The organism is Methylobacterium sp. SD274, from assembly GCF_017355285.1.
In the GTDB taxonomy this organism is placed as follows: Bacteria; Pseudomonadota; Alphaproteobacteria; order Rhizobiales; family Beijerinckiaceae; genus Methylobacterium.
This window is the reverse complement of the sequence record NZ_JADIJP010000031.1, coordinates 18,708-40,861: the sequence shown is the minus strand read 5'-3', so window position 1 is coordinate 40,861 and position 22,154 is coordinate 18,708. Positions and strand designations below refer to the sequence as shown.

General features: G+C 65.6%; 24 protein-coding genes. 14 read left to right on the top strand and 10 right to left on the bottom strand.

The window, feature by feature from the left end; all coding sequences use genetic code 11:
* Positions 1-91: 91 nt before the first annotated feature.
* Together IPV08_RS20735 and IPV08_RS20730 are read right to left on the bottom strand one after the other, a co-directional pair.
* Entirely contained in the window at positions 92-2,143 is a 2,052-nt protein-coding gene (locus tag IPV08_RS20735) for a hybrid sensor histidine kinase/response regulator (RefSeq protein ID WP_207413396.1), read from the bottom strand.
* Positions 2,143-3,660 (bottom strand): ATPase domain-containing protein, encoded by a 1,518-nt coding sequence (locus tag IPV08_RS20730; RefSeq protein WP_207413394.1) that lies wholly within the window; start codon positions 3,658-3,660, stop codon positions 2,143-2,145. The genes IPV08_RS20735 and IPV08_RS20730 overlap by 1 nt, the downstream gene beginning before the upstream one ends.
* Positions 3,661-3,994: 334 nt before the next feature.
* Between IPV08_RS20730 and IPV08_RS20725 the strand changes: the two genes are divergently transcribed.
* Positions 3,995-4,885, top strand: a complete 891-nt coding sequence (locus tag IPV08_RS20725; RefSeq protein WP_246748100.1) for an NAD(P)H-dependent oxidoreductase — start codon at positions 3,995-3,997, stop codon at positions 4,883-4,885.
* A 169-nt stretch (positions 4,886-5,054) separates the two neighbouring features.
* Here IPV08_RS20725 and IPV08_RS20720 read toward each other — a convergent pair whose 3' ends face one another.
* On the bottom strand, positions 5,055-5,795 hold the full coding sequence (locus IPV08_RS20720; protein WP_207413364.1) for a 3-oxoacyl-ACP reductase family protein: 741 nt from the start codon (positions 5,793-5,795) through the stop codon (positions 5,055-5,057).
* An 81-nt stretch (positions 5,796-5,876) separates the two neighbouring features.
* On the opposite strand from IPV08_RS20720, the gene IPV08_RS20715 reads away from it, so the two are divergent.
* The 3 genes from IPV08_RS20715 (at position 5,877) to IPV08_RS20705 (ending at position 7,265) form a co-directional block, all read left to right on the top strand.
* Entirely contained in the window at positions 5,877-6,524 is a 648-nt protein-coding gene (locus IPV08_RS20715) for a TetR/AcrR family transcriptional regulator (RefSeq protein WP_207413362.1), read from the top strand.
* A 218-nt stretch (positions 6,525-6,742) separates the two neighbouring features.
* Positions 6,743-6,922 (top strand): hypothetical protein, encoded by a 180-nt coding sequence (locus IPV08_RS20710; protein WP_207413360.1) that lies wholly within the window; start codon positions 6,743-6,745, stop codon positions 6,920-6,922.
* A gap of 109 nt (positions 6,923-7,031) precedes the next feature.
* Complete coding sequence (locus IPV08_RS20705; protein ID WP_207413358.1) at positions 7,032-7,265, top strand: hypothetical protein; 234 nt, start codon at positions 7,032-7,034, stop codon at positions 7,263-7,265.
* A 115-nt stretch (positions 7,266-7,380) separates the two neighbouring features.
* Here IPV08_RS20705 and IPV08_RS20700 read toward each other — a convergent pair whose 3' ends face one another.
* The 6 genes from IPV08_RS20700 to IPV08_RS20680 all read right to left on the bottom strand — a co-directional run bounded on the left by IPV08_RS20700 (position 7,381) and on the right by IPV08_RS20680 (position 14,757).
* Positions 7,381-7,650, bottom strand: coding sequence for a hypothetical protein (locus tag IPV08_RS20700; RefSeq protein ID WP_207413357.1), 270 nt, complete (start codon positions 7,648-7,650; stop codon positions 7,381-7,383).
* Between the two features lie 235 nt (positions 7,651-7,885).
* Positions 7,886-8,011, bottom strand: a complete 126-nt coding sequence (locus IPV08_RS24975) for a hypothetical protein (protein ID WP_281435356.1) — start codon at positions 8,009-8,011, stop codon at positions 7,886-7,888.
* 229 nt (positions 8,012-8,240) lie between these two features.
* Positions 8,241-10,817 carry a TonB-dependent receptor gene (locus IPV08_RS20695; protein WP_207413392.1) on the bottom strand — a complete coding sequence of 859 codons (2,577 nt, stop codon included), beginning with the start codon at positions 10,815-10,817 and terminating at the stop codon, positions 8,241-8,243.
* 119 nt (positions 10,818-10,936) lie between these two features.
* Positions 10,937-11,881, bottom strand: a complete 945-nt coding sequence (locus IPV08_RS20690; protein ID WP_207413355.1) for a FecR domain-containing protein — start codon at positions 11,879-11,881, stop codon at positions 10,937-10,939.
* 96 nt (positions 11,882-11,977) lie between these two features.
* A complete protein-coding gene (locus IPV08_RS20685; protein ID WP_056422051.1) occupies positions 11,978-12,487 on the bottom strand; it encodes a sigma-70 family RNA polymerase sigma factor in 510 nt (169 codons plus the stop codon).
* Between the two features lie 329 nt (positions 12,488-12,816).
* The gene (locus IPV08_RS20680; RefSeq protein WP_207413352.1) at positions 12,817-14,757 is read right to left on the bottom strand and encodes a PAS domain-containing protein; all 1,941 of its coding nucleotides are present in this window, start codon (positions 14,755-14,757) and stop codon (positions 12,817-12,819) included.
* Between the two features lie 579 nt (positions 14,758-15,336).
* Between IPV08_RS20680 and IPV08_RS20675 the strand changes: the two genes are divergently transcribed.
* Together IPV08_RS20675 and IPV08_RS20670 are read left to right on the top strand one after the other, a co-directional pair.
* Positions 15,337-15,603, top strand: a complete 267-nt coding sequence (locus IPV08_RS20675; protein WP_207413390.1) for a hypothetical protein — start codon at positions 15,337-15,339, stop codon at positions 15,601-15,603.
* A 261-nt stretch (positions 15,604-15,864) separates the two neighbouring features.
* Complete coding sequence (locus IPV08_RS20670) at positions 15,865-16,203, top strand: hypothetical protein (protein WP_056422045.1); 339 nt, start codon at positions 15,865-15,867, stop codon at positions 16,201-16,203.
* A gap of 134 nt (positions 16,204-16,337) precedes the next feature.
* Here the strand turns inward: IPV08_RS20670 and IPV08_RS20665 are convergent, their stop codons facing one another.
* A complete protein-coding gene (locus IPV08_RS20665) occupies positions 16,338-16,487 on the bottom strand; it encodes a hypothetical protein (RefSeq protein WP_156467615.1) in 150 nt (49 codons plus the stop codon).
* 530 nt (positions 16,488-17,017) lie between these two features.
* Here IPV08_RS20665 and IPV08_RS20660 point away from each other — a divergent pair.
* From IPV08_RS20660 to IPV08_RS20635, 8 genes are all read left to right on the top strand, one after another.
* Complete coding sequence (locus IPV08_RS20660) at positions 17,018-17,527, top strand: ferritin-like domain-containing protein (protein ID WP_056422041.1); 510 nt, start codon at positions 17,018-17,020, stop codon at positions 17,525-17,527.
* A 176-nt stretch (positions 17,528-17,703) separates the two neighbouring features.
* Complete coding sequence (locus tag IPV08_RS20655; protein ID WP_056422038.1) at positions 17,704-18,858, top strand: zinc-dependent alcohol dehydrogenase; 1,155 nt, start codon at positions 17,704-17,706, stop codon at positions 18,856-18,858.
* A gap of 11 nt (positions 18,859-18,869) precedes the next feature.
* Complete coding sequence (locus IPV08_RS20650) at positions 18,870-19,391, top strand: hypothetical protein (protein WP_207413350.1); 522 nt, start codon at positions 18,870-18,872, stop codon at positions 19,389-19,391.
* A 268-nt stretch (positions 19,392-19,659) separates the two neighbouring features.
* Complete coding sequence (locus tag IPV08_RS20645; protein ID WP_207413348.1) at positions 19,660-20,520, top strand: SDR family oxidoreductase; 861 nt, start codon at positions 19,660-19,662, stop codon at positions 20,518-20,520.
* Between the two features lie 311 nt (positions 20,521-20,831).
* Positions 20,832-21,017 (top strand): hypothetical protein, encoded by a 186-nt coding sequence (locus IPV08_RS24770; RefSeq protein ID WP_246748098.1) that lies wholly within the window; start codon positions 20,832-20,834, stop codon positions 21,015-21,017.
* Complete coding sequence (locus tag IPV08_RS24765) at positions 21,017-21,235, top strand: hypothetical protein (RefSeq protein WP_056422031.1); 219 nt, start codon at positions 21,017-21,019, stop codon at positions 21,233-21,235. Before IPV08_RS24770 ends, IPV08_RS24765 begins: the two co-directional genes overlap by 1 nt.
* Positions 21,236-21,280: 45 nt before the next feature.
* Positions 21,281-21,601, top strand: coding sequence for a hypothetical protein (locus IPV08_RS20640; protein ID WP_056422029.1), 321 nt, complete (start codon positions 21,281-21,283; stop codon positions 21,599-21,601).
* Between the two features lie 148 nt (positions 21,602-21,749).
* The gene (locus tag IPV08_RS20635; protein WP_056422027.1) at positions 21,750-22,109 is read left to right on the top strand and encodes a hypothetical protein; all 360 of its coding nucleotides are present in this window, start codon (positions 21,750-21,752) and stop codon (positions 22,107-22,109) included.
* Positions 22,110-22,154: the final 45 nt, after the last annotated feature.

Here is a 22,154-nt window from a genome sequence, read left to right as displayed (position 1 = left end):
CCTGGCGATGGCCGTACGGTCGCCGGATCGTCGCGCGCTCGCTTCAACGAACCGCCCGACGGATCGCCGGAATGACCGTGGCGCGTATGGATCAGCCGGTTCCGCCCGTCAGGACCAGCCGTAGGGAGCGGGCGAGTTCATCGCGGCGGTACGGCTTGTTCAGGACGGTGAGTTCGCCCTTGCCGATGATCTGTCCCTCGTCGAGGTTGGCGACGTAGCCGGAGGTGAGGAGCACCTTCAGGCCCGGTCGCAGGCGCTGCGCCTCGACCGCCAGCTGCGAACCGTTCATGCCGCCCGGCATCACCACGTCCGAGAACAGGATGTCGATGCGCTCGACCCCCCTGAGATGCTCCAGCGCCTCGGCGGCGTTGCGCGCGACGATCACCCGGTAGCGCAGTTCCTCCAGGCTCTCGACCGCCATGCCGAGGACCTGCTCGTCATCCTCGACGAGCAGGACGGTGTCGCCGTCCCCCGCCCGCTTGAGCGGGAGCGCGGTGCCGGAGCCCGTCCCCGCTTCCTCGCCGACCGGGTCGGAGGATCGCGGGATGAGAAGTCGGAACGTGGTTCCGGCCCCGACGGTGGATTCGATGGCGACGTAGCCGCCGGCGCTGCGGGTGAAACCATAGACCTGGGAGAGCCCGAGACCGGTGCCCTTGCCCACTTCCTTCGTGGTGAAGAACGGTTCGAACACCCGGGCCAGGGTCTGGGGCGGGATGCCGCTGCCGGTGTCGGCGACCGAGACCTCGACGTAGTCGCCGGGGGGCACGCCCTTGTCGGCGACGGCGGCGGTGTCGAGGCGGACGTTGCGGCTGCGTACGTCGATGCGGGCTGCGCGGCCGCTACCCTCCATCGCGTCGCGGGCGTTGACGACGAGGTTCAGCACCGCGGCCTCGAACTGGGCGGGGTCGATGCGGATCGGATCGAGCGCCGGGTCGAGATCGAACGTCATCTCGATGGCGCCGCCGGCCGCGCGCTGGGCCAGGGGCCGGAAGTCGAGGAGCAGGCGGTTCGGGTTGAGGGTCTGGGGCCGCAGCATCTGCCGCCGCGAGAAGGCCAGAAGCTGCTGGGTGAGCTGCTCGCCCCGGCGCGCCGCGTTCATCGCGGCCTCGGCCAGGCGCACCACCCGCTCGGTGTTCTCCGGCTTGCGGATCACCATGTCGAGGCCGCCGACGATGACGGTGAGCAGGTTGTTGAAATCGTGCGCCACCCCGCCGGTCAATTGCCCGATGGCCTCCATCTTCTGGGCCTGGCGCAAGGCGTCCTCGGTCGCCCGCTGGTCGGTGCGGTCCATGACGATACCGGCGAGGCGGACGGGATTTCCCTCGCGACCGTATTCGGCGCGGCCTCTTGCGGCGATCCATCGGATCGCGCCGTCCGGGCGCCGGATCCGGCATTCCATGTCGAGGTTTCCGGTCTCGACCGCCTGCGTGAAGGCCGCCGCGACGATGGAATGGTCCTCCGGGACGACGTGATGGAGGAAGTCCGCCCATCCCCAGGAGGGCAGAGGCTCGTCGTAGCCGAAGATCGCGTCGTGGCGTCTCGAACGCCGGGAGGTATCGTGGACGAGGTCCAGGTCCCAGGAGCCCATGCCGGCGGAATCGAGGGCGAACAGGAGCGTCTCGCGCGCCGCATCGACTTCGCGGGTGCGCTCGGCGACCCGGCATTCCAGCGTCTCGTTGGCGTGCCGGAGGCGCTCCTGCGCCTGTTCCCGCTCCAGGATGTGGCCGCGGGCCTGATATTGCCGGCGCCGGCCCCGAAGCGCCGACGCGACGGCGCTCGCCAGAGTCTCGGCGTTGATGGGCCGTTCCAGCAGCACGACGTTGCCGAGCCGCTCGATGATCGCGGCCGCACGCGCGGGGCGGCGACCGACCTGTCGGGTCGCCAGCATGATGAATGGGAAGTCCGACCAGGGCGGCTGGGTCTCGACCCAGGCGTCGAGGGCGGCCGTATCGGCCTCGGCCAGGGCCTCCTCGGTGACGAGGGCCGCGGCCGCGCCCGCCCGCAGGCCGGCGATCAATGCCGGCGCATCCGCACAGATGGCGGCCGGCGTGCCCGATTTGGCGAGCAGCTGCTGGACGACCCCGGCGTCGCGCCCGCGCGGCGCCAGGATCAGCACCCGCTCCTCGATCTCCGACGATGGCATCACGCGGCGGGTCCGGACGTCTCGGCGTTGCCGTCCAGCATCGCGACCTTGCCGCCATAGGCCGGCAGCCCGGTGAGCACGCCCTGGAAGTCGCTCAAGGCCTCGCCGACCTGCAGGCCGGTCGGGGAGATCCGCAATTCCCGGATGGTGCGCTCGTGTGCGTTGACCCGGCTCTTCACCACAGAGATCGCGGTGCGGACCGCGCCTTGGGCCTCGAAATACCGGAACAGCACGATGCCGTCGCTGAGATAGCTCAGGTCGACGTCGGTGCGGACCTCGCCGATGACCCCGTGCTGGCCCAGCACGAGGACGGTCGTGGCGCCCTTCTGGTTGAGGTAGCTCAGGAGCTCGTGCATCTGCAGGACGAGGTATTGCTCGCCCGGCATGGCGTGGACGTAGGCGTTGAGGCTGTCGATGGCCACGAAGGACGATCCCTGCGCCTCGACGGCCTCGCGCACCCGGCAGGTGAACTCGCCCGGCGAGATCTCGGCCGGGTCGATCTGCATCAGGTCGAGCGCGCCGCTCGCGATATGGGGACGCAGGTCCATGCCGAGGAGCGCGGACCGGGCGAGCAGGGTCGCCCTGCCCTCGTCGAACAGGAAGTAGGTCGCGCGCGATCCGCCCTCCAGGGCGGTGAGCAGGCAGCGGATGGCGGTGGTGGTCTTGCCGACGCCGGACGGCCCCATCAGCAGCGTGTTGGTGCCCGGCACGAGGCCGCCCCCGAGCAGCAGGTCGAGCTCCACCAAACCGGTCGAGGTGGTGACCGGGTCGAACTCGTCCGCGTGCTCGGCCGCCACGAGGCGCGGGAACACGGTGAGGCCGCCGGTGCGGAGCACGAGGTCGTGGAAGCCGCCACGGACCTTGACGCCGCGCATCTTGACGACGCGGATGCGCCGACGCTCCGCCCCGAACTCGCGCTCGATCTGCTCCACGACGATGACGCCGTGGGCGATGCTGTGGAGCTGGACGTCCGCCGTGTTGTCGTCGAGCAGCAGCACCGTGCAGCCGCGCGACGCGAAGAACTGCTTCAGGGCAAGGATCTGGCGTCGGTAGCGCAAGGGATTCTGGGCCAGGAGCCGGAGCTCGGACAGGCTGTCGAACACGATCCGGGCCGGCTGCAGCGCGTCGACGCGCTCCATGACCTCGCGCACGGTCTCGCCGAGCTCCACATCCGACGGGTGCAGGATCGACTGCTCGCTGTCGGGGTCGAGGCCGAGTTCGCTGACGAGTTCGTAGACGTCGATGCCATCCAGGGACCAGCCGTGGGACGCCGCACCTGCCCGGAGCTCGTCGGCACTTTCCGACAGCGTGACGTAGAGGCCCTTCTCGCCCCGGGCGACGCCTTCGAGGAGGAACTGCAGCGACAGGGTCGTCTTGCCGGTGCCGGGCCTGCCCTCGACGAGGTAGAGCCGGTCACGGGTGAGACCGCCGGCGAGGACGTCGTCGAGCCCGGATATGCCGGTGGAGAGCGCGTTGCGGGAGCCGGTCGGGGCGGTAGGCTGACTGTCGTCTGGCATGGTCACCATGATGCGGGAGAGGCGCATCGGGCGGCCGCCCATCGAGGGGGCGGCCCATGGCCTTCTGTCGGAATCCATCATGCATCAGCCCGTGTCACCGCGATAGGTCGGATTGGACACATCGCCCGGAACAATGGTGGAGGCTCTGTCGTCCTTCACACCAGGACATGGCGTCGGCACGTCGAAGATCAGGCATAGGTTGAAGGCGATCAGGAACCTGCCATTGCGCCTCCTGTTTTTGTTGGACGGGGTCGCGGCTCGGTGCCGGGACCGTATGGACACTTCAGCCGGTGAGCGGAAAACGTTGGATAACTTGCAAGCCGAAGTCGAAACGTTGCCACTGGAGACACGCCCATTCCAGGTTCTGGTGGTCGCCGGATCGGCAAGGCGGCTCGATGGATGCCCCGGCATGGACGGCAAGGCCCGGTTTCTGATGCACCGGATGCTCGGGCGCCTGCCGGCGCGCTGGCAGGTCGACCATGTCGATATCGGTAACGAGCACGGCAAGCCCAAGATCCAGGGCTGCAATGGCTGCGTCGGCTCCTCGATGGCGCTCTGCGTCTGGCCCTGCAACTGCTATGGGCCGGACAGCGACCACCAGCCCGACCTGATGTGGAACGAGAAGCTCTACCAGCGCCTCGCCCGTGCCGATGCCTGGGCGATCATAGGGCCGGTCTGGTGGTATGGTCCCTCCACCAACCTCAAGGCGATGTTCGACCGCCTCGTCTGCATGAGCGGCGGCAACCCGCGCCCCGACCTCATCGACAAGAAGAGCACCCTGAAGGCGCAGGCGCTGGAAAAATCGCCGCTCTGGCGGGAGCTGACCCGGAACCACCTGGAGGGGCGCACGGCCGGGTTCTTCTGCTACGGCAACGAGGGCGGCAACGAACTCGACGACGATCGCCGCCCCCGCATCCTCCGGCAGAAGGACTGGTTCGACCCGGCGCGGGAGCCTTACCAGGGCGATGAGCGCAAGGCTTACCAGGGCCTGGTCTGGCAGTGCCGCTACAGCGGCATCGAGGTGCCGGACGAGCTCTGGCGGCATGCCTCGGTCGGTCTGGAGCGGCCCTATGCCGACGATCAGGCCGACGACATGATTCAGGAACGCGAAGCCATGGCCTGCTTCGATTCCTGGGTCGACGCGTTCGTGCGGCACGTCTCGGCCAAGGGCATCGTGCCGGGGACGACCGAGGCCGAACGGGGCGCGCGATCCACGACGGATTGATGCCGGCGGCCTCGGTCTTTCCGCTAGAGCTGCGCCCGACCACGTTGGGTCGGGACACGTCTCGAGGCCTTTGTTTTGCCGCGCTCTTTTTCGCCGAACCGGGATCCACGTCGGCGGAGAGCGCTCCAAGGCCGTGTCTCGGAGGCGCGCGGCGGGGTCGGATCCCCGCTCAGGCGTTCACGCCGCCATCCACGGTGACGACCGATCCGGTGATCTGCCGCGCGGCCGGGCTCGCGAGAAAGCCCACGGCGGCGGCGACGTCCTCCGGCGTACCGTAGCGGCCGAGCGGTGTCAGCGCGCGGATACCATCGGATTGGGGACCGTCGGCGGGGTTCATGTCGGTGTCGGTTCCACCCGGCTGGACCAGGTTCACGGTGATGTCCCGAGGCCCGAGTTCGCGGGCCAGCCCCCGGGTGAAGGCGAGAAGCGCCGACTTGGTCATCGAGTACACGGTCACGCCGGGAAAGGGGACGCGCTCGGCGAGGCACGAGCCGATCGAAATGATGCGCCCCCCTTGTCCGAGATGCGGAATCGCGGCCTGGGAGGCCAGCACCACCGACCGCACATTGACATTCAGGAGCGCGTCGATGTCGACGAGGCCGATCTCCGCGACCGCGCCGTAGCGGGCGATGCCGGCATTGTTGACGAGGATGTCGAGACCGCCCAGTCCCGCCACGGCCTCGTCGACCGAGCGTTTCACGGCCGCCGCATCGGCGCTGTCGGCCTGAATGGCGAGCCCGTGCCGGCCTTTCGCCTCGATGGCGCGCACCAGCTCGGCCGCGCGGTCGGCCGACCGCTCGTAGGTGATCGCCACGTCCGCGCCTCTGTCCGCGAGATCGAGCGCGATGGCGGCGCCGATACCTCGTGAGCCACCCGTGACGAGTGCGCGCTTTCCAGCCAGTTCCTGCATCACTCAACCTTTATGTATCGATCGACACAAAAATAGCTAGGCGTGTTGGTGATCGGGGTCAAGAGATTTATATATCGATCGATGCAGAAATCAGAGCAGAAACCGGGACGCGTCGCGGAGGGGTCGGTCCGGGGGCGCGGACGCCCTCGTGCCTTCGACCGCGAGGCCGCCCTCACGCAGGCGACCCACCTGTTCTGGCGCAAGGGCTACGAGGCGACGTCCATCGCCGACCTCACCGAGGCGATGGGGATCGGATCGCCCAGCCTCTACGCCGCTTTCGGATCGAAGGAGGCGCTCTTCACCGAGGCCCTGCGCCACTACAACACGACCTACGAGGCGCTGGTCTGGGGCAGGTTCCGATCCGCCGGGACGGCGCGTGAGGCGGTGCTGTCCTTACTCATGGACTCGGCCGCGGCCCTGACCGGATCGCTCGCCGACAATCCCCTCGGCTGCATGGTGACGCTCTCGTCCGTCGGCGGCGAAGGGCGATCGGACCTCGGCGATCTGGTTCGGTCGGCGCGTGCCGTGACGCTGGAGCGTCTGGAGGCGTGCCTGGCCGGGGCCGTGTCCTCGGGCGAGCTTGCGGGCGAGACGGACGTTCACGCCCTCGCCCGCTTCGTGCAGACCGTCCAGAGCGGCATGTCGATCCTGGCCCGCGACGGCGCGAGCCGGGCCGAACTGGAGGGCGTGGCGCAGATGGCGATGCTGAGATGGGACGCCTGCGGCTGAACTTCGCCGGACCGTGCCAGGGCTGCGCCCGACCGCGTTGGGGCGGGGCACATCTCAAAACCTTTGCTTGGCGATCGTACCATTCGCCCATACGGCCTGACGGTCTGGCTTCCTCTTCATAGGGTTGGCCCGATATCTGCCCATTCCGCCAAGTTCTTTCATCATGAGACCGCAGCTTTCGGGACGCTGGAGGACTTCTTTTAGGCGGAAGGCCCCGTGTGACCTCATTGCGGTGGCATGTCGGCAGCGGCGGCCTTGTCGAGGGCGATGAGACCTTCGTCGGCAACGACGGCACCGTGAAGCCGAAGGGCGAGAAGACGGGCCGTGGCTACGCTCACAGGCACAGGGCGACGAGCCAGGCTCGCCGTAACGTGTCCTCCCGAGGCGGCACATCATGAATCGCGGGACGCGGATACTGCAAATACGGGGCTGCCGGATCGGGTTCGGAGGCTTTTTGCTGTCCGCCGCGTTGGCTCTACATTCCTCGACGATGCAGGAGCCACAGTCATGACCGCCGACACACCCTCCAAGCCGGGGCGGACAGCGTACCCGCTGACGCCAGGACAGGCCATGCAAGCCAGTGACGCCGAGTTCCTCGACTTCATCTTGCAATCGGCTGCGGACGCCCGACAGTCCGCCGCAAAATCCAAAGCGGTGGTCGAAGAAACGAGGGCGATTCTGGACGAGCCTGAGACCGAACCAAGGCCGCCCGCAAAGCGGGGCGGGGTCGTCGACGCGTGAGGAACAAGTAGCGCCGCTTCATCGAAGCCGCCCGTGACGCCGGGGCGAGCGAGGATGAAGCGGACTTTGTTCGTGTGTTAAAGCCGATATCGAAGCCGTGCAGATCAGATGAAAGTCATGTTTGATAGCTTGGCCGTCTTCTCATGGTTTCGACGATGGGCGACTCGATCATCGTAAAATCCAGCCAGATCAGCAAAAGCCCATTTTCATCCGCGACCTCGAGGCGCCACTCATCGCTCGAGCAAATGTGTTTGAAATTTTCGAGAATGATCCTGCCGGCTAGACACACTGCCGCAAACCTGGCTTCCTCAAAGCTATTGAGCTCTGTCCCATCCTGATCGAGGGTTGTATTTCCATCGTACACGTTGAAATGATAGCGCGGCATGTCCCGCCTCATCCTGGTGGAGGCGGGAGCGATGACGCTCTCACTCACGGGCATGCCTAGGATAGGGCGCGCGATTGCCCTGACATTAGGCAGCTATATTTGTCGCTGCTATTTCTTGCGTTATTTTTTGACGGCGGTCGACCACATGTCGCATCCGGCTGTGCGATCCGACCATGCCGATGGGGATGATCGGGGGGACGATTCCGGCGCGGGGCGGGAGGGAGGCCTCCATGGCTCAGCCCGCCCGCTTGATCGCGAAGGAGTTCAGGTACTCCTCGGGTTTGGCCGGATCGAAGGCCTTGCCCATCACCGAGAAAGTCTTGGTGGTCGCCGTCGGCGGGGTGAGGCCGGCCTCGTTCATCAATCTCGCGGTGCACCTCGGATTCGCGATCGAACGCCCGACAGTTTGCGTGATCGACCGCCCGACGGTTTGCAAGCTTCGTACACATTGCCCGACGCGACGGCGCGTCAGGCAAAGGGCATGACCTCTAAAGCTGCGCCCGACCACGTTGGGTCGGGACACATCTCTAAGCCTCTGTTTTGCCGCGCTCTTTTTCGCCGAACCGGTATCCACTTCGGCGGAGAGCGCTCTAGAAATCGACGGAGGCGGAGACGATGACGGTTCGGGGGGCGCCGACGGCGAGGAAGCCGCGTGCGGCGGAGGCCCAGTACGAATCGTCGAACAGGTTCTCGACGGTAGCCCGCAGCACCACGGGTTTGCCCGAGACGCCCTCGAAGGCGTAGCGCAGGCCGGCATCGAAGCGGGTCCAGTCGGGGACCGACTGGGTGTTGGCCTGATTGTAGAACTGGCGGCTGGTATGGATGGCCCGCCCGGTGAGGGTCAGGCCCGGGGCCAGCCATGGCGGTAGGTCGTATTCGCCGTAGAGGTTGATCGCCATGTCGGGGACGCCGGGAGCGGCGTTTCCGTCGAACTGCCCTCCGAGCGTCCTCACCAGTTCCGCGTCGATGAAAGCGATGCCGCCGAGCAGGCGGATCCCCGTGACGGGCTCGCCGAACACGGTGAACTCGGCGCCCCTGTTGCGCTGCAGCCCGCTCACGGAGAAGCGCCTCGTGCCGGGATCCGTGAAGGCGCTCGGCTGCTCGATCTCGAACAGAGAGGCGGTGACCGAGACGGTGCCGAAATCGTATTTGGCGCCGACCTCCTTCTGCCGGCTCACGGTGGGGGCGAAGATCTCGTTGGCATTGACCGCGGTGACCGGCGCGCTCGGGCCTGCGTCGAGGGACTCGATGTAATTGCCGTAGAACGACAGGTTCTCGAAGGGGCGGATGACCAGGGCGATGGCGGGGCTGAACCGGCCCTGGTCGTAGCTCGATGCCAGCGACCCCTGATTGGCCACCGGGCGGGTGACGTAGCTGTTGACCGCGATGTCCTGGAAGCGCCCGCCGAGCGTCAGCATGAAGCGATCCTCACCCAGCGACAGGGTGTCGGCCACGGCCACGCTGCGTGCGCTCAGCTCCGTGAAGAGGGGTTGCCGGCTGGAGCGGGGATAGACCCCCGTGGCGACGGATCCGAACGGCAGGTAGGTCGGAGCGTAGATGTTGGTCTGGAAGCTCGGGAGGCTCGGGGGGAAGTAGCCGCGCGAGAAGTTCTTGTTCACGGCCTCGGTCGCCGAGACCGAGACCTGATGCCCGATGAAGCCGGTGTGGAAATGCGAGCGCAGCCCGATCTCGCCGGTCAGGCCCTGCAATTCGAGGGGAGCGATGGCGAGCGTGTTGGTCGCCTGCCCCGAGGCTCCGGTGATCAGGTAATAGGAACTCAGCGAATCCTCGCGGTAGCGGCTGATGCCGCCCGCGGCGTAGATCGTCGTCTCCGGCAGGAGATCGAATTCGACCCGGCCGGCGGCCATGCCGTAGGTGGTGTCGATATATTCGTTCGTGTTCGCCGTGTTGCGCCGGTTGTTCGGGGCGCGGGGCACCGCGATGTTCGGTGCGGCCGCGTTGAACAGCGATGTCGGCGCCGTGATGTTCTGGTTGGAATGGTTGAGGTCGAGCGAGGCGCGGAACCGGTCGCCGCGATAATCGAGCCCGAGGGCCGCGATGCCCACCTCGATGGCGTTCTTGTCGAGGGGGGTGCCCCCGTTGCGGTAAGCGCCGTTGAAGCGGATGCCCCATTCCTTGGCGGCGCCGTAGCGGCGTCCGACATCCAGATGGGTTCCGACCTGGGAATCGCTGAAATAGCTCGTCGTGATCCGCGTGAGCGGCTCGTCGAAGGCGCGCTTCGGGATGAGGTTGATGGTGCCGCCGACACGGCCGACGCCGCCGTTGAGGAAGGCGGTGGGGCCCTTCAGCACCTCGACGCGCTCGAGGCCTTCGGTGAAGGTTCGGCGCGCATTGGCGATGTAGAACAACCCGTCGAAGGCGGTGTCGAGGTTGGTGACCGAGAAGCCGCGGATGAAGAAGGAATCGCGTTCGCTATAGGGCGGCGCGTCGTTGCGCACCGAGGGATCGTTCTGCACGACGTCGCCGACCGTGCGCGCCTGCTGGTCCGTGATCAGCTTTTCCGTGTAGCTCGTCACGTTGAAGGGCGTGTTCAGCACGGAGCGGTTGCCGAGGAGGCCGAGCCGGCTTCCCGTCGCCACCTGGCCGCCGGCATAGGGAACCGGCGGCTGGCCCACCGTTCCGCTCGACGGGGGCAGCCCCGCATGCGACGCCCGGTTCAGGCGCTGGGCCTCGACGCTCAGCTCGGCCAGGGTCACCGCCCCGGCCGGCTCCGGGCCGAGCTGGACGTAGCTCGGATTGACGAGGGTGATGGTGGAAGGGCCAACCGCCCGGTGGGTCAGGCCGGTGCCTTCGAGGATCCTGGCCAGGCCGTCGAGGGGCAGGAACGCGCCGTCGACGCCGTTGGTGTTCAGTCTCGCCGTCAGCTCGGTGGCGTAGACCAGCTTGACCTTCGCCTGTTCGGTGAAGGTGACCAGGGCCGTTTCCAGAGGCCCTTTCGGAATCGACAGGGACACGCTGTCCCCGTCTCGCGGGGCCGAGGCTTCGGGAGCGAGGGCGATGATGCTCGCCTTCCGGTCCTTGGCCGATGGCGGGCGCTTCGCCTCCTGGCTCTGCGCGGCGGCGGGGACCATCACCAGCATCGACACGCCGGCGAGGAACACCCTCGCGCGCCGCTCCCCTGCAAACCCAAGCTCTCGCGCCGCCATTGCACGCCCCATCCGTCGGTTGAACAGGACGGTGCGCTTCGCGCTCTCTCGTCCCTTACCGATTGAGATCAACGGGCCCGCGATCTCCTGACGTCCGAGAACGGAATTATTTCGGCCTCCTATAGCGGCGACCCGACCAGGACGAGGAGGGGCGTGAGCCGGGTGACGCGCACGTTCATCGTCGCCGCGATCACGTCCAGGGCCTCGTCCGTGTTGTGGGGGTCGAAGGCCCCGGTGACGCGCCGCTCGCCGGCCTTGGCGTCGATAAGGACGACGCGGCCGTGGCGGTAGCGGTCGAGTTCCTGCAGGACGGCGGAGAGCCGTTCGCCCGAGAAGACGAGGCGCCCATCCCGCCACGCCACGCTCCGGCTCGGATCCGCCGCGACGACGCCGAAGGGCGCCCCGTCCTCGCGGCGAACCGCCTCGCCCGCCGACACCAGCATGTGCCGGTGCTCGTCCGCCACATCGACGCGTCCCTCGGTGACCCCGACGGGGCTGTCCGCACCGTCCGCCCGGACGAAGAAGCGCGTGCCGATCGCCCGCACGCTCAAGCCATTGCCGCGCACCACGAAGGGGCGCCGGGAATCCGGGACGACGTCGAAGAACGCCTCGCCGCGCAGGAGCTCGATTCCGCGTTCGGTGTCCGTGAACCGCAGCGCCACCGCCGTGTCGGTGTTGAGATCGATGCGGCTCCCATCGGCCAGGACGGAATGGCCGATCTCGCCGACGCCGCTCCAGAGGTCGGAGCGGAACCGGTCGATGAGGCCGAGTTGATGGATCAATGCCGCGCACAGGATGGCCGCCACGGCGAGGGCGGCGAGTCCTGTCGGCGAGGTGCGGCGTCTGCGTGGGTCGGGCACATGGCCGAGCCTGCGCCAGAGCGCATCCATCTCGGCATGAGCCTCGGCATGGGCGGGATCGGCATCGCGCCATTCCGCGAAGGCGTCGCGGTCCTCCCTCGTCGCATCGGGGGAGGAGAGCCGCGCGACCCAGCCGGCCGCGGCCTCGAAGACGGGATCCTCGTCGTCGCGCGCGTCCGCGTCTGTGGTTTTGTCCTTGGTCACGGTTCTGCTCTCCGGACCCGATCCCGGCTCGGATCGCCGAGCCGTGTGTCCCTACCGTCTCAGATCAACAAGGCGGCCGATCCCTGACGTCGCGTGTCACGAACGTTCGCGGCTCCGGCTGCGGCAATGCAGGAGGGCCTTGATGAGGTGCTTCTCCACCATGTTGCGGCTGATGCCCAGGCGCGTGGCCACCTCGCCGTTGGAATGGCCGTCGATGCGGACGAGGAGGAACACCTCCCGGCACCGGGGCGGCAACGCGTCGATATCGGCGGCGAGCCGCCGGAGCTCCTGGCGCGCCATCACCTGCCGTTCCGGCAGCGCATAGGCATCGACGATGTCCGACATCTCCGCGTCGCTCACGGAATGGAACAGCGTCCCTTCCAGCCGCTGCCGGTTCCGCATCCGGAGGGCGACATTGTTGGCGACCTGGAACAGGAAGGCGGAGGGGTTCTCGACGCTGGTGCGCGAGAGCGCCGCGAGCATGCGCAGGTAGGTCTCCTGGTGGGCGTCGGCCGCGTCGGCGGAATTGCCGAGCAGGCGCAGGAGGAAACGCTGAAGCTTCGCGCCTTGGCTACGATGCAGCGCATCCATCGATACCAGCTGCATAAAACCAGCTCCCACCACCTTGGGATCACCGCGGGACCGCACGATCTCCTGGCGCCGAAACAAGCGGGTGGATTCAAAATTATGCAAGCACGTCAATAGTTTATATGATTTCTAAAATGTCCTGCCCCTGACGGATCAAGCCCTTGTGTTTCTGTCGGAAACATCTTGCCGGCCGGCCTTGCCCGCCGGGACGCCCTGCTTCTCACTGGGCGCGAAAGCCCCTGTCCTGTTGCGCTGCGGACACAGATATCGGCCATCCCGCCGCCGGACGGGCCCCCGGAGCGTGTCGGGATGGCCGGCCCGGCGCGGAACGCCCTGAGGCGTCGGCGTCACGCCACGCGGTCGAGGCTCGTCTCCGTGGCGTCGCGGAACTGAACGTTCAAGCCCGCGCCCGAGCGATGCCGGACTTCACAATCGAACCGGCGTCCGTCCTCGTCGATGGTGACGGCGAACCGGTCGGGAACGTCGGCGCGTCGCGACACATGCAACCGCGCGCCTCCCTCCGACAGGTCGCGGACCGAACACGCGATGCGTTCGCCGCCGGGGAGGTGGATATGGGCCGGCAGCAGGACGCGCCTCCGGCGCTCCGCGCGGCGTTCCTCCATGCCGACGGTCCAATTGTCGAGGCCCGTGCTGATGCTCGACACGCCATCGGCCGCCTGCCGCATGCTGACCAGGATGTCCCCCGTCGTCCGTGCCTGCTCATCCACCGCCTCGGTGACTCCGGCCACATGCGTGCTGATCGTCCCGATCGCCTGTGTGATGGAGGCCAGGGTCGCCGCCACTTCGGTCGAGACCGCCTGCATGCCGGCGATCTCGCTGCTGATCCGGTTCGTGGCGGATGCCGCCTGACTGGCGAGGCTCTTGACCTCTGTCGCGACCACCGCGAAGCCGCGCCCCGCGCTGCCGGCCCGCGCCGCCTCGATCGTCGCATTGAGCGCCAGCAGATTGATCTGCTGAGCGATGCCGGCGATGACCGAGGCGACGCCGCCCATGGCCTCGGTGGCGGTTCGCAGCCGCTCGGTGGCGGCATCCGCTTCGCCGGCACGCCCATGGATGTCGTCCACCACCGTCTTGGACTGGGCCATGCTGCGGGAAATGGCCTCCGCGGACGCGTTCATGGCGTCGGCGGCGTCGGTGACGGACTGGACGTGGTCGAGGGTCCGCTCCGCCGCCTCGACCGCGACGGATCGCGCCTCCATGTTGGCGGTGACGTCCGAGGCGTATTTGACGATCTTGGTCAGCCGGCCGCTGGGATCGAAGATCGGGTTGTAGCTCGCCTGGATCCAGACCGAGCGGCCTCCCTTGCCGAAGCGCTGGAACATGCCGGAGGAAAATTGTCCTGCCCGCAGGCGGTCCCAGAAGGCGGCGTAATCCGGCGTCCGCGCATAGCTGGGCTCGACGAACATGGCATGCGGGCGCCCCCTTATGTCGTCCAATTGGTAACCGACCGCGTTCAGGAAGTTCTCGTTGGCGTCGAGGACCGTTCCGTCCGACGCGAACTCGATCACCGCCTGGGACCGATTGACGGCCTCCAGTTGCCCCATGGCATCGGCGGTCTGCAGCTTCTGCCGGGTGATGTCGCTGGCGAATTTCACCACCTTGATCGGGACCCCATTCCGATCGCGGATCGGGTTGTAGGTCGCCTGAATCCATACTTCGCGGTCGCCCTTGGCGATCCGCTTGAACTCGCCCGAACGAAACTCGCCACGGGCGAGCGACGTCCAGAATTCGCGGTAGGCGGCGCCCACCCGCTCCGACGGGTCGACGAAGAGGCTGTGATGACGCCCGCCGATCTCCTCGAGCGTGTAGCCCATCGCCGACAGGAAGTTCGCGTTGGCGGTCAGGATGGTACCGTCGAGGGCAAACTCGATCACGGCCTGCGAGCGATGGAGGGCGTCGAGTTGCCCGTCATGTTCGATGTTGCGCAACACTTGAGCGGTGACATCGGTCGCAAACTTGACAATTCGGCTGACCTTCCCGGCGCGGTCCAACACGGGATAGTAAGTCGCCTGGATCCATACCTCGCGCTCATGCTTGGCTATGCGCTTGAACTCGCGCGTCTGTGCTTCGCCGCGGCGCAAGGCCTCCCAGAACAACCGGTAATCGTCGCTTTTCTGATCTTCGGAAGAAACCAAGAGTGAATGATGCCGACCTTTCAACTCGGAGAGGGAATATCCCATCGTATCGAGGAAGAGCGGATTGGCATCCAATACTATGCCGTCTGGGTTGAATTCGACCCGAGCACTGGACTCGTCTATCGCGGTCATGAGCGCGCGGCGGTCTGCATCGAAAAATAACACAGGTCTCATTCCCTGTAGCATCGGTGGCGTTCCGCTACCCTTGGCACGACTTGGTTAAATGAAAACAAGTCATCCTTCAGCTTTCGAGCCCGGGGCTCGCCGAAGATGGACGGGCCGCGTGAGGCATTTCGTACCAGGGAGTCTCCGTTCGACATTCGATGGAGACAGGACATGAAAGCTTTTCTCCGCAGCCTCGTGGTCGATCCTCGCCGTCGCGACATCCGGTCCCCCTCCGAAACCGTCCGGCTCGCTCCTCCCGGTCCGGTCCGCTGGGGCCACGGTGACGATGTCGCGCTGTCGGCTGACATCGTCGAGCCTCATCGGCCCCTCGCAACCTGCTCGTCCTCTTCGGTCGCCGGTCGCGCGGCGGCCAAGCAGTTGTTTTGCCTCTGGTATATCACTGACAGAAGAGTAGCCGGGTCTAATCCACGATGCTGAGTGCGGCTCAGCACGTCAGGAATGAGATTGCTGCCCCATATTCAAATCACACAAGGCGAACGAGCCGAGTTGTTCGGCATCGGCGTCAAGAAGGAGCTCGTAATACAGATGAAGACCCGTATCGCCGCTATCGCCACTGCGTTTGTTCTTGGCGCTGCTTCGATCTCGTCCGCGATGGCTTTCGAGCGCCCGGCCCGTTACAGCTCGTTCAATGCCTACGACGTCGAGGCCACGGGGTCTCTCGGTCTCCGCGACGGCAATGCCGGGCGCAACCCGGCCACCTGTCCGATGAGCTCTGCCGCCGAAGGCAATGCGAACCAGCAGAACTTTCCGGTCCAGCAATATGGTCAGACCTCGGGCGGGAATCGCTGCTGAATGAAGATCTTCTCATACGCCATGGCGGCCGCCGCCACCCTCATGCTGGCAGCGACGCTGGTGAGTTCGGCAAGCGTACTGATGAGTGTCTGAACTCCGGCTCGAACAGGGATCGTCGCGCAGAAAGGCCGCCCCTCGGGCGGCTTTTTTTGCTTTCTCGGATGAGAATGTGAACTAAGTGAAAGATGGGGACTTAAGCAGTTTCGCGGGCAGATGGACTGCCCGTCAGCGAACCGGCGCCGTAGCCGACAGTTTTACCCCATGAACGACAACCCGCTCAATATCTGGCAGCTTCGCAGCCATGCCAGCGAGGCTATGCCGTTCAGGGACGGCGTCGACCGGGCCATGGCGAAGGCCTTTCCGCCGGTCGAGGGGGAAATCCCCGACCGTATCGCGAAAGCCCTGCAGGCCTTGGAAGCCGCGATGGGCGGGACGCTGGCGAGCCGGCCGTCGTCACGCTGCGGATCGAGCGGGACTCCTCGAGATGCGGCGCATTGGCATCTGATGTCGCCGATGGCGGCGATGACCAGTTCGGCCTTCCTCCCGAACGGCATCCGCCACGGCCTGCGCCATCCCTCCGAGATCGGTATCCGTCCGTAGAACGCAGAGGGCTGTTGGGCGCACGGTTCGACTGTGCGCCCCGGTGACCGCAGGTCGAGCGAATGTGAGGAAGCCCCGGCGACCCGAGAGGTCCGGGGCTTCGTGCGTTGAACACACCGATGAAGGATGCGGAATCAGCTCGGCTGCTCTTCGGTCTTCTCGATCTCCGGATCGTCTTCCTCCGGGATCGAGGGCGGCTGCCGCTCAGGCTTTTCGGGGGCAGCCGGCGGAGTGTCGATGGGCTGCAGATCGGCGCCAGGCTGCGGTGTGTCGGCTGTCTTCACGGATGTGCTCCCTCGTCGTTGCAGGGAGCAAAGCCCCTTGGATCGGAAGCGTTCCAGCGCGCGTCCGGCGCCCTCCCTCGCGCGAGCCTCACGGATATCCAAGGCCGCGCTAAGCCGTTGCGCGATCACGGAATGCGCGCTGACGTCGCGAGTCCGATCCACACCGCCGGCCTCCCTCTCCCTTGTGCCATTCGGTCTCTTCGCCGATCCGATGCGGGTAAGCTCTCCGCCTCTGGCTGTCGGTGCAAGTCGTCGGCGCATGTGCCGCCTTCCGGCTCGCTTTTGGAGCGAGGTGGCGAGACCGGCGATGTCGCGACGACGAGCGACCCCGGTCCGGCCCGGCCAAGCTCGATCCGTTCAAGGGTATCTTAGGAAATAAGATCGCATTCGCTGCGGCTTATGGGCACCGAGCAAGCGTATCCGCATTTTGAGCGAGGCTTTAAGCAACCGGCTGCAGCGTTAACAGTTAGAGAGACAAGGATTTCGTCCAATCGAGACATAACACAGTTTAATATTCGGAGACAGTCTACATGGCACTCGACCCGCGCTCCATCTATGTTACTGCCCTGAAGAACACGCATGCCCTGGAGTTGCAGGCGCTTCAGATCATGGAAAGGCAGGTCGAACGCCTGCAGCGCTATCCTGAAATGGAAGCGGCGTTGCGTCGCCATATCCAAGAGACGCATGGCCAGCGTGACCGGCTCGAAGAGGCGCTGTCATCCCTCGGCGATGGCCCCTCGGCGATCAAGGAAGGGTTCCTCGGCTTCGTCGGCAACATGATGGCGCTGGGGCACGTGCCGGCTCAGGACGAAATCCTGAAGAACACCTTCGCCAATCATGCCTTCGAGAATTTCGAGATCGCGGCCTATACCTCCCTGGTGACCATCGGGGATGCCGCCGGGCAGAGTGCGCACCGCACCGCATTCGAGCAATCCCTGAGGGAGGAGCAGGCTATGGCGAAGACCGTCGCCGAGCTCATCCAGCCGACGACGTTGCGCTATCTGGAACTCAGCGCCGCCGACGAAAAAGCAGACCGCTGAATTCCGGGCGCTGAGTATTCGCCGGGCGCCATGGGGTCGACGATCACCTTGGCGAACGGTGGAAGCTCGGCGCCAATCGGTGTGAGCCGAATACCGTCCGGCTTGGCTGCGAACTGTCGCCGCGGGGAGCCTCCGCGGACGGTCCAGGGATCAGGATTCAGGGGAGGATCCGAGACATGTTGGCGATGAACTATCGCGGGCCCTACAGGGTTCGGGTCGACAGGAAGCCGGTTCCGGTCTGCGAACATGTCCAGGATGCCGTCGTGCGGGTGACCCGCACCTGCATCTGCGGCTCGGACCTTCATCTCTACCATGGCCTCGTTCCCGATACCCGGGTGGGCATGACCTTCGGCCATGAATTCATCGGTGTCGTCGAGGAGGTCGGGTCGCAGGTCGGCAACCTCTCGGTCGGCGACCACGTGATCGTCCCGTTCAACATCGCTTGCGGCCAATGCCATTTCTGCCGGCAGGGTCTCTTCGGCAATTGCCATGAAGCCAACCCGCAGGCGAGCGCGCTCGGAGGCATCTTTGGCTATTCGCACACGGCCGGCGGCTACGATGGGGGCCAGGCGGAGTATGTCCGTGTCCCCTATGCCGATATAGGCCCCTGCAAGATCCCATCGACCATGGATCTCGACGACGCGGTGCTTCTCACCGATGTCGTGCCGACAGGGTACCAGGCGGCCGAGATGGCCGGCATTCAGCCGGGCGACACGGTCGTGGTTTTCGGTGCCGGTCCCGTCGGGATCATGGCGGCCCGGTGCGCGTGGCTGTTCGGTGCCGGACGTGTGATCGTCATCGACCACATCGACTACCGGCTCGATTTCGCGAGGACTTATTGTCCGGCCGAAGTCTACAACTTCCGCTCGATGGACGATCCCGTCGTCTTCCTGAAGAAGACCACCGATTCCCTCGGTGCCGATGTCTGCATCGATGCCGTCGGCGGCGACGCGGCGGGCAGCGCCCTGCATACGCTCCTCGGTACGAAGTTGAAGCTCGAGGCGGGTGCCGCGACCGCGCTCCATTGGGCGATCAATTCGGTGAAGAAGGGCGGCGTCGTATCGATCGTGGGCGTCTACGGTCCCACGGGCAACCTCATCCCCATCGGCAATGTCGTGAACAAGGGCATCACGATCCGCGCCAACCAAGCCTCTGTCAAGCGCCTCCTGCCGAGATTGATCGAGCATATCGAGGCCGGACGCCTGAACCCGAAAGCACTGATTACGCACAAAGTGCCTCTGGAGGAGATCGCGGACGCGTATCACATCTTCTCGGCCAAGCTCGACGGATGCATCAAACCCGTACTCGTCCCCCCTTCGGCGCGCGGGTGAGGAAGACCGACATGCGAAACCTTCCGATCGACCCATCCAAGATCCCCGGCTGGGGTGCCGATGCCAATCCGGAGAACGACCCGACTTACCCGATGCGCGACCGATCGCGCGACGACAAGGGCGGGATGAACTGGCCGCGGCCGCCGCAACAGAGACAGACGGTCGAGATCCTGCAATCCATCGAGCGGAACAACCTCACGGCGGTGTTCGGCACCTCGACACCGCCGAGCGGCGTCAGTGGTGCCATGCGGCGTCAGGCCTTCAAATACAGTGAGTCCGAATGGGCTCATTGGTTGATGCTGATGGCGGCCGACCGGGTGAATGTCGTCGAAGGTCTGGTGCAGGATTTCGGTCGCGGCACGGTTCCGAACATCCCCGCCGAAATGGGTTTCCGTTCGGAACTCCGACACAACCGTGCCGGGCTGGTCAGGAAAGCCGCGGTTTCAGGGGCCGTTCTGGCCCTCGGTGTCCTGGCCTTCCGCCTGCTGTCGTCAAAGGACGGCAACCGCCATACGCGGCGGCGTAGTGGTTGAGTATCGATAAAACGGCCTGACTTTTAAAACCGTCTTCGCTTTCGAAACAATAGCCTCCGCCATGAATTGTCCCATCGAGTGAGGTGATCGACAGCAGGGCCCATGGCAACATAGCTATTATGTTTGTTAATGCTGTGTGTTTCAGCCGTAATTTCTGAATAAGAATGGATAATGGCTTTTGATGGCTTGCCGTGCTGACGGATAAAGCTTGCGGTCACCTCATGCGCCGCCAACGCAGATATGATTGTTCTTGCAAGGATCGCTTGAGATGACCGATTTCCCGAAGCCGCCATTCGAGAATCAGCGGCCCCTGACGCCACCGGGCCGGGATGCCGATATGGACCCGCGCCCGGATTACGGCGAGGCGCATTACAAAGGGTCGGGGCGCCTTTCCGGTCGCAAGGCGATCATCACCGGCGCCGATAGCGGCATCGGGCGGGCCGTGGCCCTGGCCTATGCCCGCGAAGGGGCGGATGTCCTGGTGAGCTATTATGACGAGCATGAGGATGCCGACGAGACCTGCCGGCTGGTCGAGTCCGCCGGCCGCAAGGCGGTGCGGATGGCGGGCGATGTGAAGGATCCCCGGCATTGCCGCGCCATCGTCGAGACAGCCGTCTCCGAGTTCGGCCAGGTCGATATCCTGGTCAACAACGCGGCCCACCAGAAGACATTCGCCAGCCCCGAGGAGATCTCCGACGAAGAGTGGGAGATCACCTTCGCGACCAATATCCACGCGATGTTCTACCTGGTGAAAGCCGCGCTCCCGCATATGAAGCCCGGGAGTTCCATCATCAACACGACCTCGGTCAACGCCGATACGCCGAGCCCGCAGCTCCTGGCCTATGCGACCACCAAAGGGGCGATCCAGAACTTCACCGGCGGTCTGGCCCAGATGCTGGCCGAACGGGACATCCGGGTGAATTGCGTGGCTCCGGGTCCGATCTGGACGCCGCTCATCCCCGCCACGATGCCGTTGGAGAAGGTGAAGAGCTTCGGATCGCAGGTGCCGATGAAGCGACCGGGGCAGCCCTGCGAACTCGCCCCCGTCTATGTGATGCTGGCAGGCTCGGAAGCGAGCTACGTCTCCGGCGCCACCGTCGCGGTGACCGGAGGCAAGCCGATCATCTGAGGCGCATCCGTTTTCGGATGGACCGGACTGCGGAGGCGGCCCCAAACGCTGCCCCGAGGGCTTTACCGTCCGCGAGGCCCACGAAAGATCCCTGCCGCCATCGCGGCGGTAGCAGGCGGCTTCGTCGTGCCGCCTGCATTCCTGCGTCAGTCGATGAACCCACGGCTGGATCTTGTTGCCTGCCGCTGACAGTAAACATGCAGACAAATACGGTTCAGGCTTCGCGATGATTTGCCGAGGATAAATATCGGAACTGACATTGCGATGAATCGTTCTCTCTGCAAGGCAACGCTATTCGATAGGTGTACCGAATGACTGCTAAGCCGCCACCCGTTCCACCTGCCAACCAATCCGACAAGGGGCCCGGCAGCGCGCCGGAGGCGCCCGTGTCGACGGCACCCAAGGGTTCCGCCCAGACGCAGAATCCCGACAAGATGGGCCAGGCTGGAAATTCTAAGGTCAACACGACGCATCAAGGCTATCAACAGGACCGCTGATGAGCACCTCGAAGAAAACTCCAGCTGCCGATCGTCATCATGGCGGGCCCGGTAGCAGCCACCAGGATGCCACCGAACCTCGGTCCGAGCCGGATCGCGGCCCGCGCCCGGGCAGTCCCACCAACGATCCCATCTCGCATGTGTCGGGCGGCGGCGGCGAGCGCGACCGCCACCATGCGCATGACGCGGAAGGGAAGGGCGGTCACCGCTCGCACTGAGCGGCGGCATAGGGCTTCGAACTCGGACACAGGAGGAGATGTTTCATGGCCAAGGCCGATCGCCATTCCATGGGGCCGGGTGCTCAGGGCAAGGGCACCGGAACGGGCGCGATGACGGATCTGCCCGAGGGAATCCTCGAAGAGAACATGGTCTTGAGTAACCGCGACAAGTCTCGGCATACCGATCAGCGCGGGTTGGACAGCAAGACGGTCCAGACCGAGCAATACCAGGATCACGCGGCCAACCGCGAAATCCCCCCGGATGCCATCGAATCCGGTGTTTCCGGGAACACGAGCGGCCTGGCCAATCCGAAAACCGATCTTTCGGGCGGGGAAAGCAGCCTGAAAAGCCAGGACCGGGACTAAAACCCGTTTCGATCGTTCACCTAGCCAATGGTGCTCCGGTCTTCACGAGGCAGCGGGGGCGATCCGGCCCCCGCTGCCTCGACGCTGGGACGTCGAGCACGAGGTGGCGTCGCGTGTGCGGGCCATGAACCGCCAGTGGAGTTTTCTCATGGGCCTACGATCCGAGACGCCTCCGCCGCCCGCCGACCTCGCGGTCGAATCGCCTGCGGATTCCGATCGCCCCACCAGCGCGATGCTGAAAGCGGACATCGATTCCGGCAGGACGGGTGACAAGATCCCCCATTACGATGTCGGCCTTTCGCCGCTTGGCACCGATGACGAGGCCGCCGGGAATACGCCCTCGAAGGAACGGATCGCGATGGCGCGGGGCACGGAGGCGGCCTCGCCACGGGTTCAGGCCACCGCCCGAGCGACGGGGCGCGATTCCTGGGTCATGCCACTCTATATCGGCCTCGTGGTGCTCGCGGCCGTGGTGATCGGCGGTTCGCTGTATCTGTTTCGGGCCTGACGCGAGGGCATCGACGGAAGCTGAGGCTGGCAATCCTCAGTCGCT

Bases quoted from the DNA above. Each gene is read 5' to 3' on its own strand.
- IPV08_RS20735 (WP_207413396.1), bottom strand. From the start codon at position 2,143: ATGCCATCGTCGGAGATCGAGGAGCGGGTGCTGATCCTGGCGCCGCGC.
- IPV08_RS20730 (WP_207413394.1), bottom strand. From the start codon at position 3,660: ATGCCAGACGACAGTCAGCCTACCGCCCCGACCGGCTCCCGCAACGCG.
- IPV08_RS20720 (WP_207413364.1), bottom strand. From the start codon at position 5,795: ATGCAGGAACTGGCTGGAAAGCGCGCACTCGTCACGGGTGGCTCACGA.
- IPV08_RS20715 (WP_207413362.1), top strand. From the start codon at position 5,877: ATGCAGAAATCAGAGCAGAAACCGGGACGCGTCGCGGAGGGGTCGGTC.
- IPV08_RS20705 (WP_207413358.1), top strand. From the start codon at position 7,032: ATGACCGCCGACACACCCTCCAAGCCGGGGCGGACAGCGTACCCGCTG.
- IPV08_RS20700 (WP_207413357.1), bottom strand. From the start codon at position 7,650: ATGCCGCGCTATCATTTCAACGTGTACGATGGAAATACAACCCTCGAT.
- IPV08_RS24975 (WP_281435356.1), bottom strand. From the start codon at position 8,011: ATGAACGAGGCCGGCCTCACCCCGCCGACGGCGACCACCAAGACTTTC.
- IPV08_RS20695 (WP_207413392.1), bottom strand. From the start codon at position 10,817: ATGGCGGCGCGAGAGCTTGGGTTTGCAGGGGAGCGGCGCGCGAGGGTG.
- IPV08_RS20685 (WP_056422051.1), bottom strand. From the start codon at position 12,487: ATGCAGCTGGTATCGATGGATGCGCTGCATCGTAGCCAAGGCGCGAAG.
- IPV08_RS20680 (WP_207413352.1), bottom strand. From the start codon at position 14,757: ATGACCGCGATAGACGAGTCCAGTGCTCGGGTCGAATTCAACCCAGAC.
- IPV08_RS20675 (WP_207413390.1), top strand. From the start codon at position 15,337: ATGAAGACCCGTATCGCCGCTATCGCCACTGCGTTTGTTCTTGGCGCT.
- IPV08_RS20670 (WP_056422045.1), top strand. From the start codon at position 15,865: ATGAACGACAACCCGCTCAATATCTGGCAGCTTCGCAGCCATGCCAGC.
- IPV08_RS20660 (WP_056422041.1), top strand. From the start codon at position 17,018: ATGGCACTCGACCCGCGCTCCATCTATGTTACTGCCCTGAAGAACACG.
- IPV08_RS20655 (WP_056422038.1), top strand. From the start codon at position 17,704: ATGTTGGCGATGAACTATCGCGGGCCCTACAGGGTTCGGGTCGACAGG.
- IPV08_RS20650 (WP_207413350.1), top strand. From the start codon at position 18,870: ATGCGAAACCTTCCGATCGACCCATCCAAGATCCCCGGCTGGGGTGCC.
- IPV08_RS20645 (WP_207413348.1), top strand. From the start codon at position 19,660: ATGACCGATTTCCCGAAGCCGCCATTCGAGAATCAGCGGCCCCTGACG.
- IPV08_RS24770 (WP_246748098.1), top strand. From the start codon at position 20,832: ATGACTGCTAAGCCGCCACCCGTTCCACCTGCCAACCAATCCGACAAG.
- IPV08_RS24765 (WP_056422031.1), top strand. From the start codon at position 21,017: ATGAGCACCTCGAAGAAAACTCCAGCTGCCGATCGTCATCATGGCGGG.
- IPV08_RS20640 (WP_056422029.1), top strand. From the start codon at position 21,281: ATGGCCAAGGCCGATCGCCATTCCATGGGGCCGGGTGCTCAGGGCAAG.
- IPV08_RS20635 (WP_056422027.1), top strand. From the start codon at position 21,750: ATGGGCCTACGATCCGAGACGCCTCCGCCGCCCGCCGACCTCGCGGTC.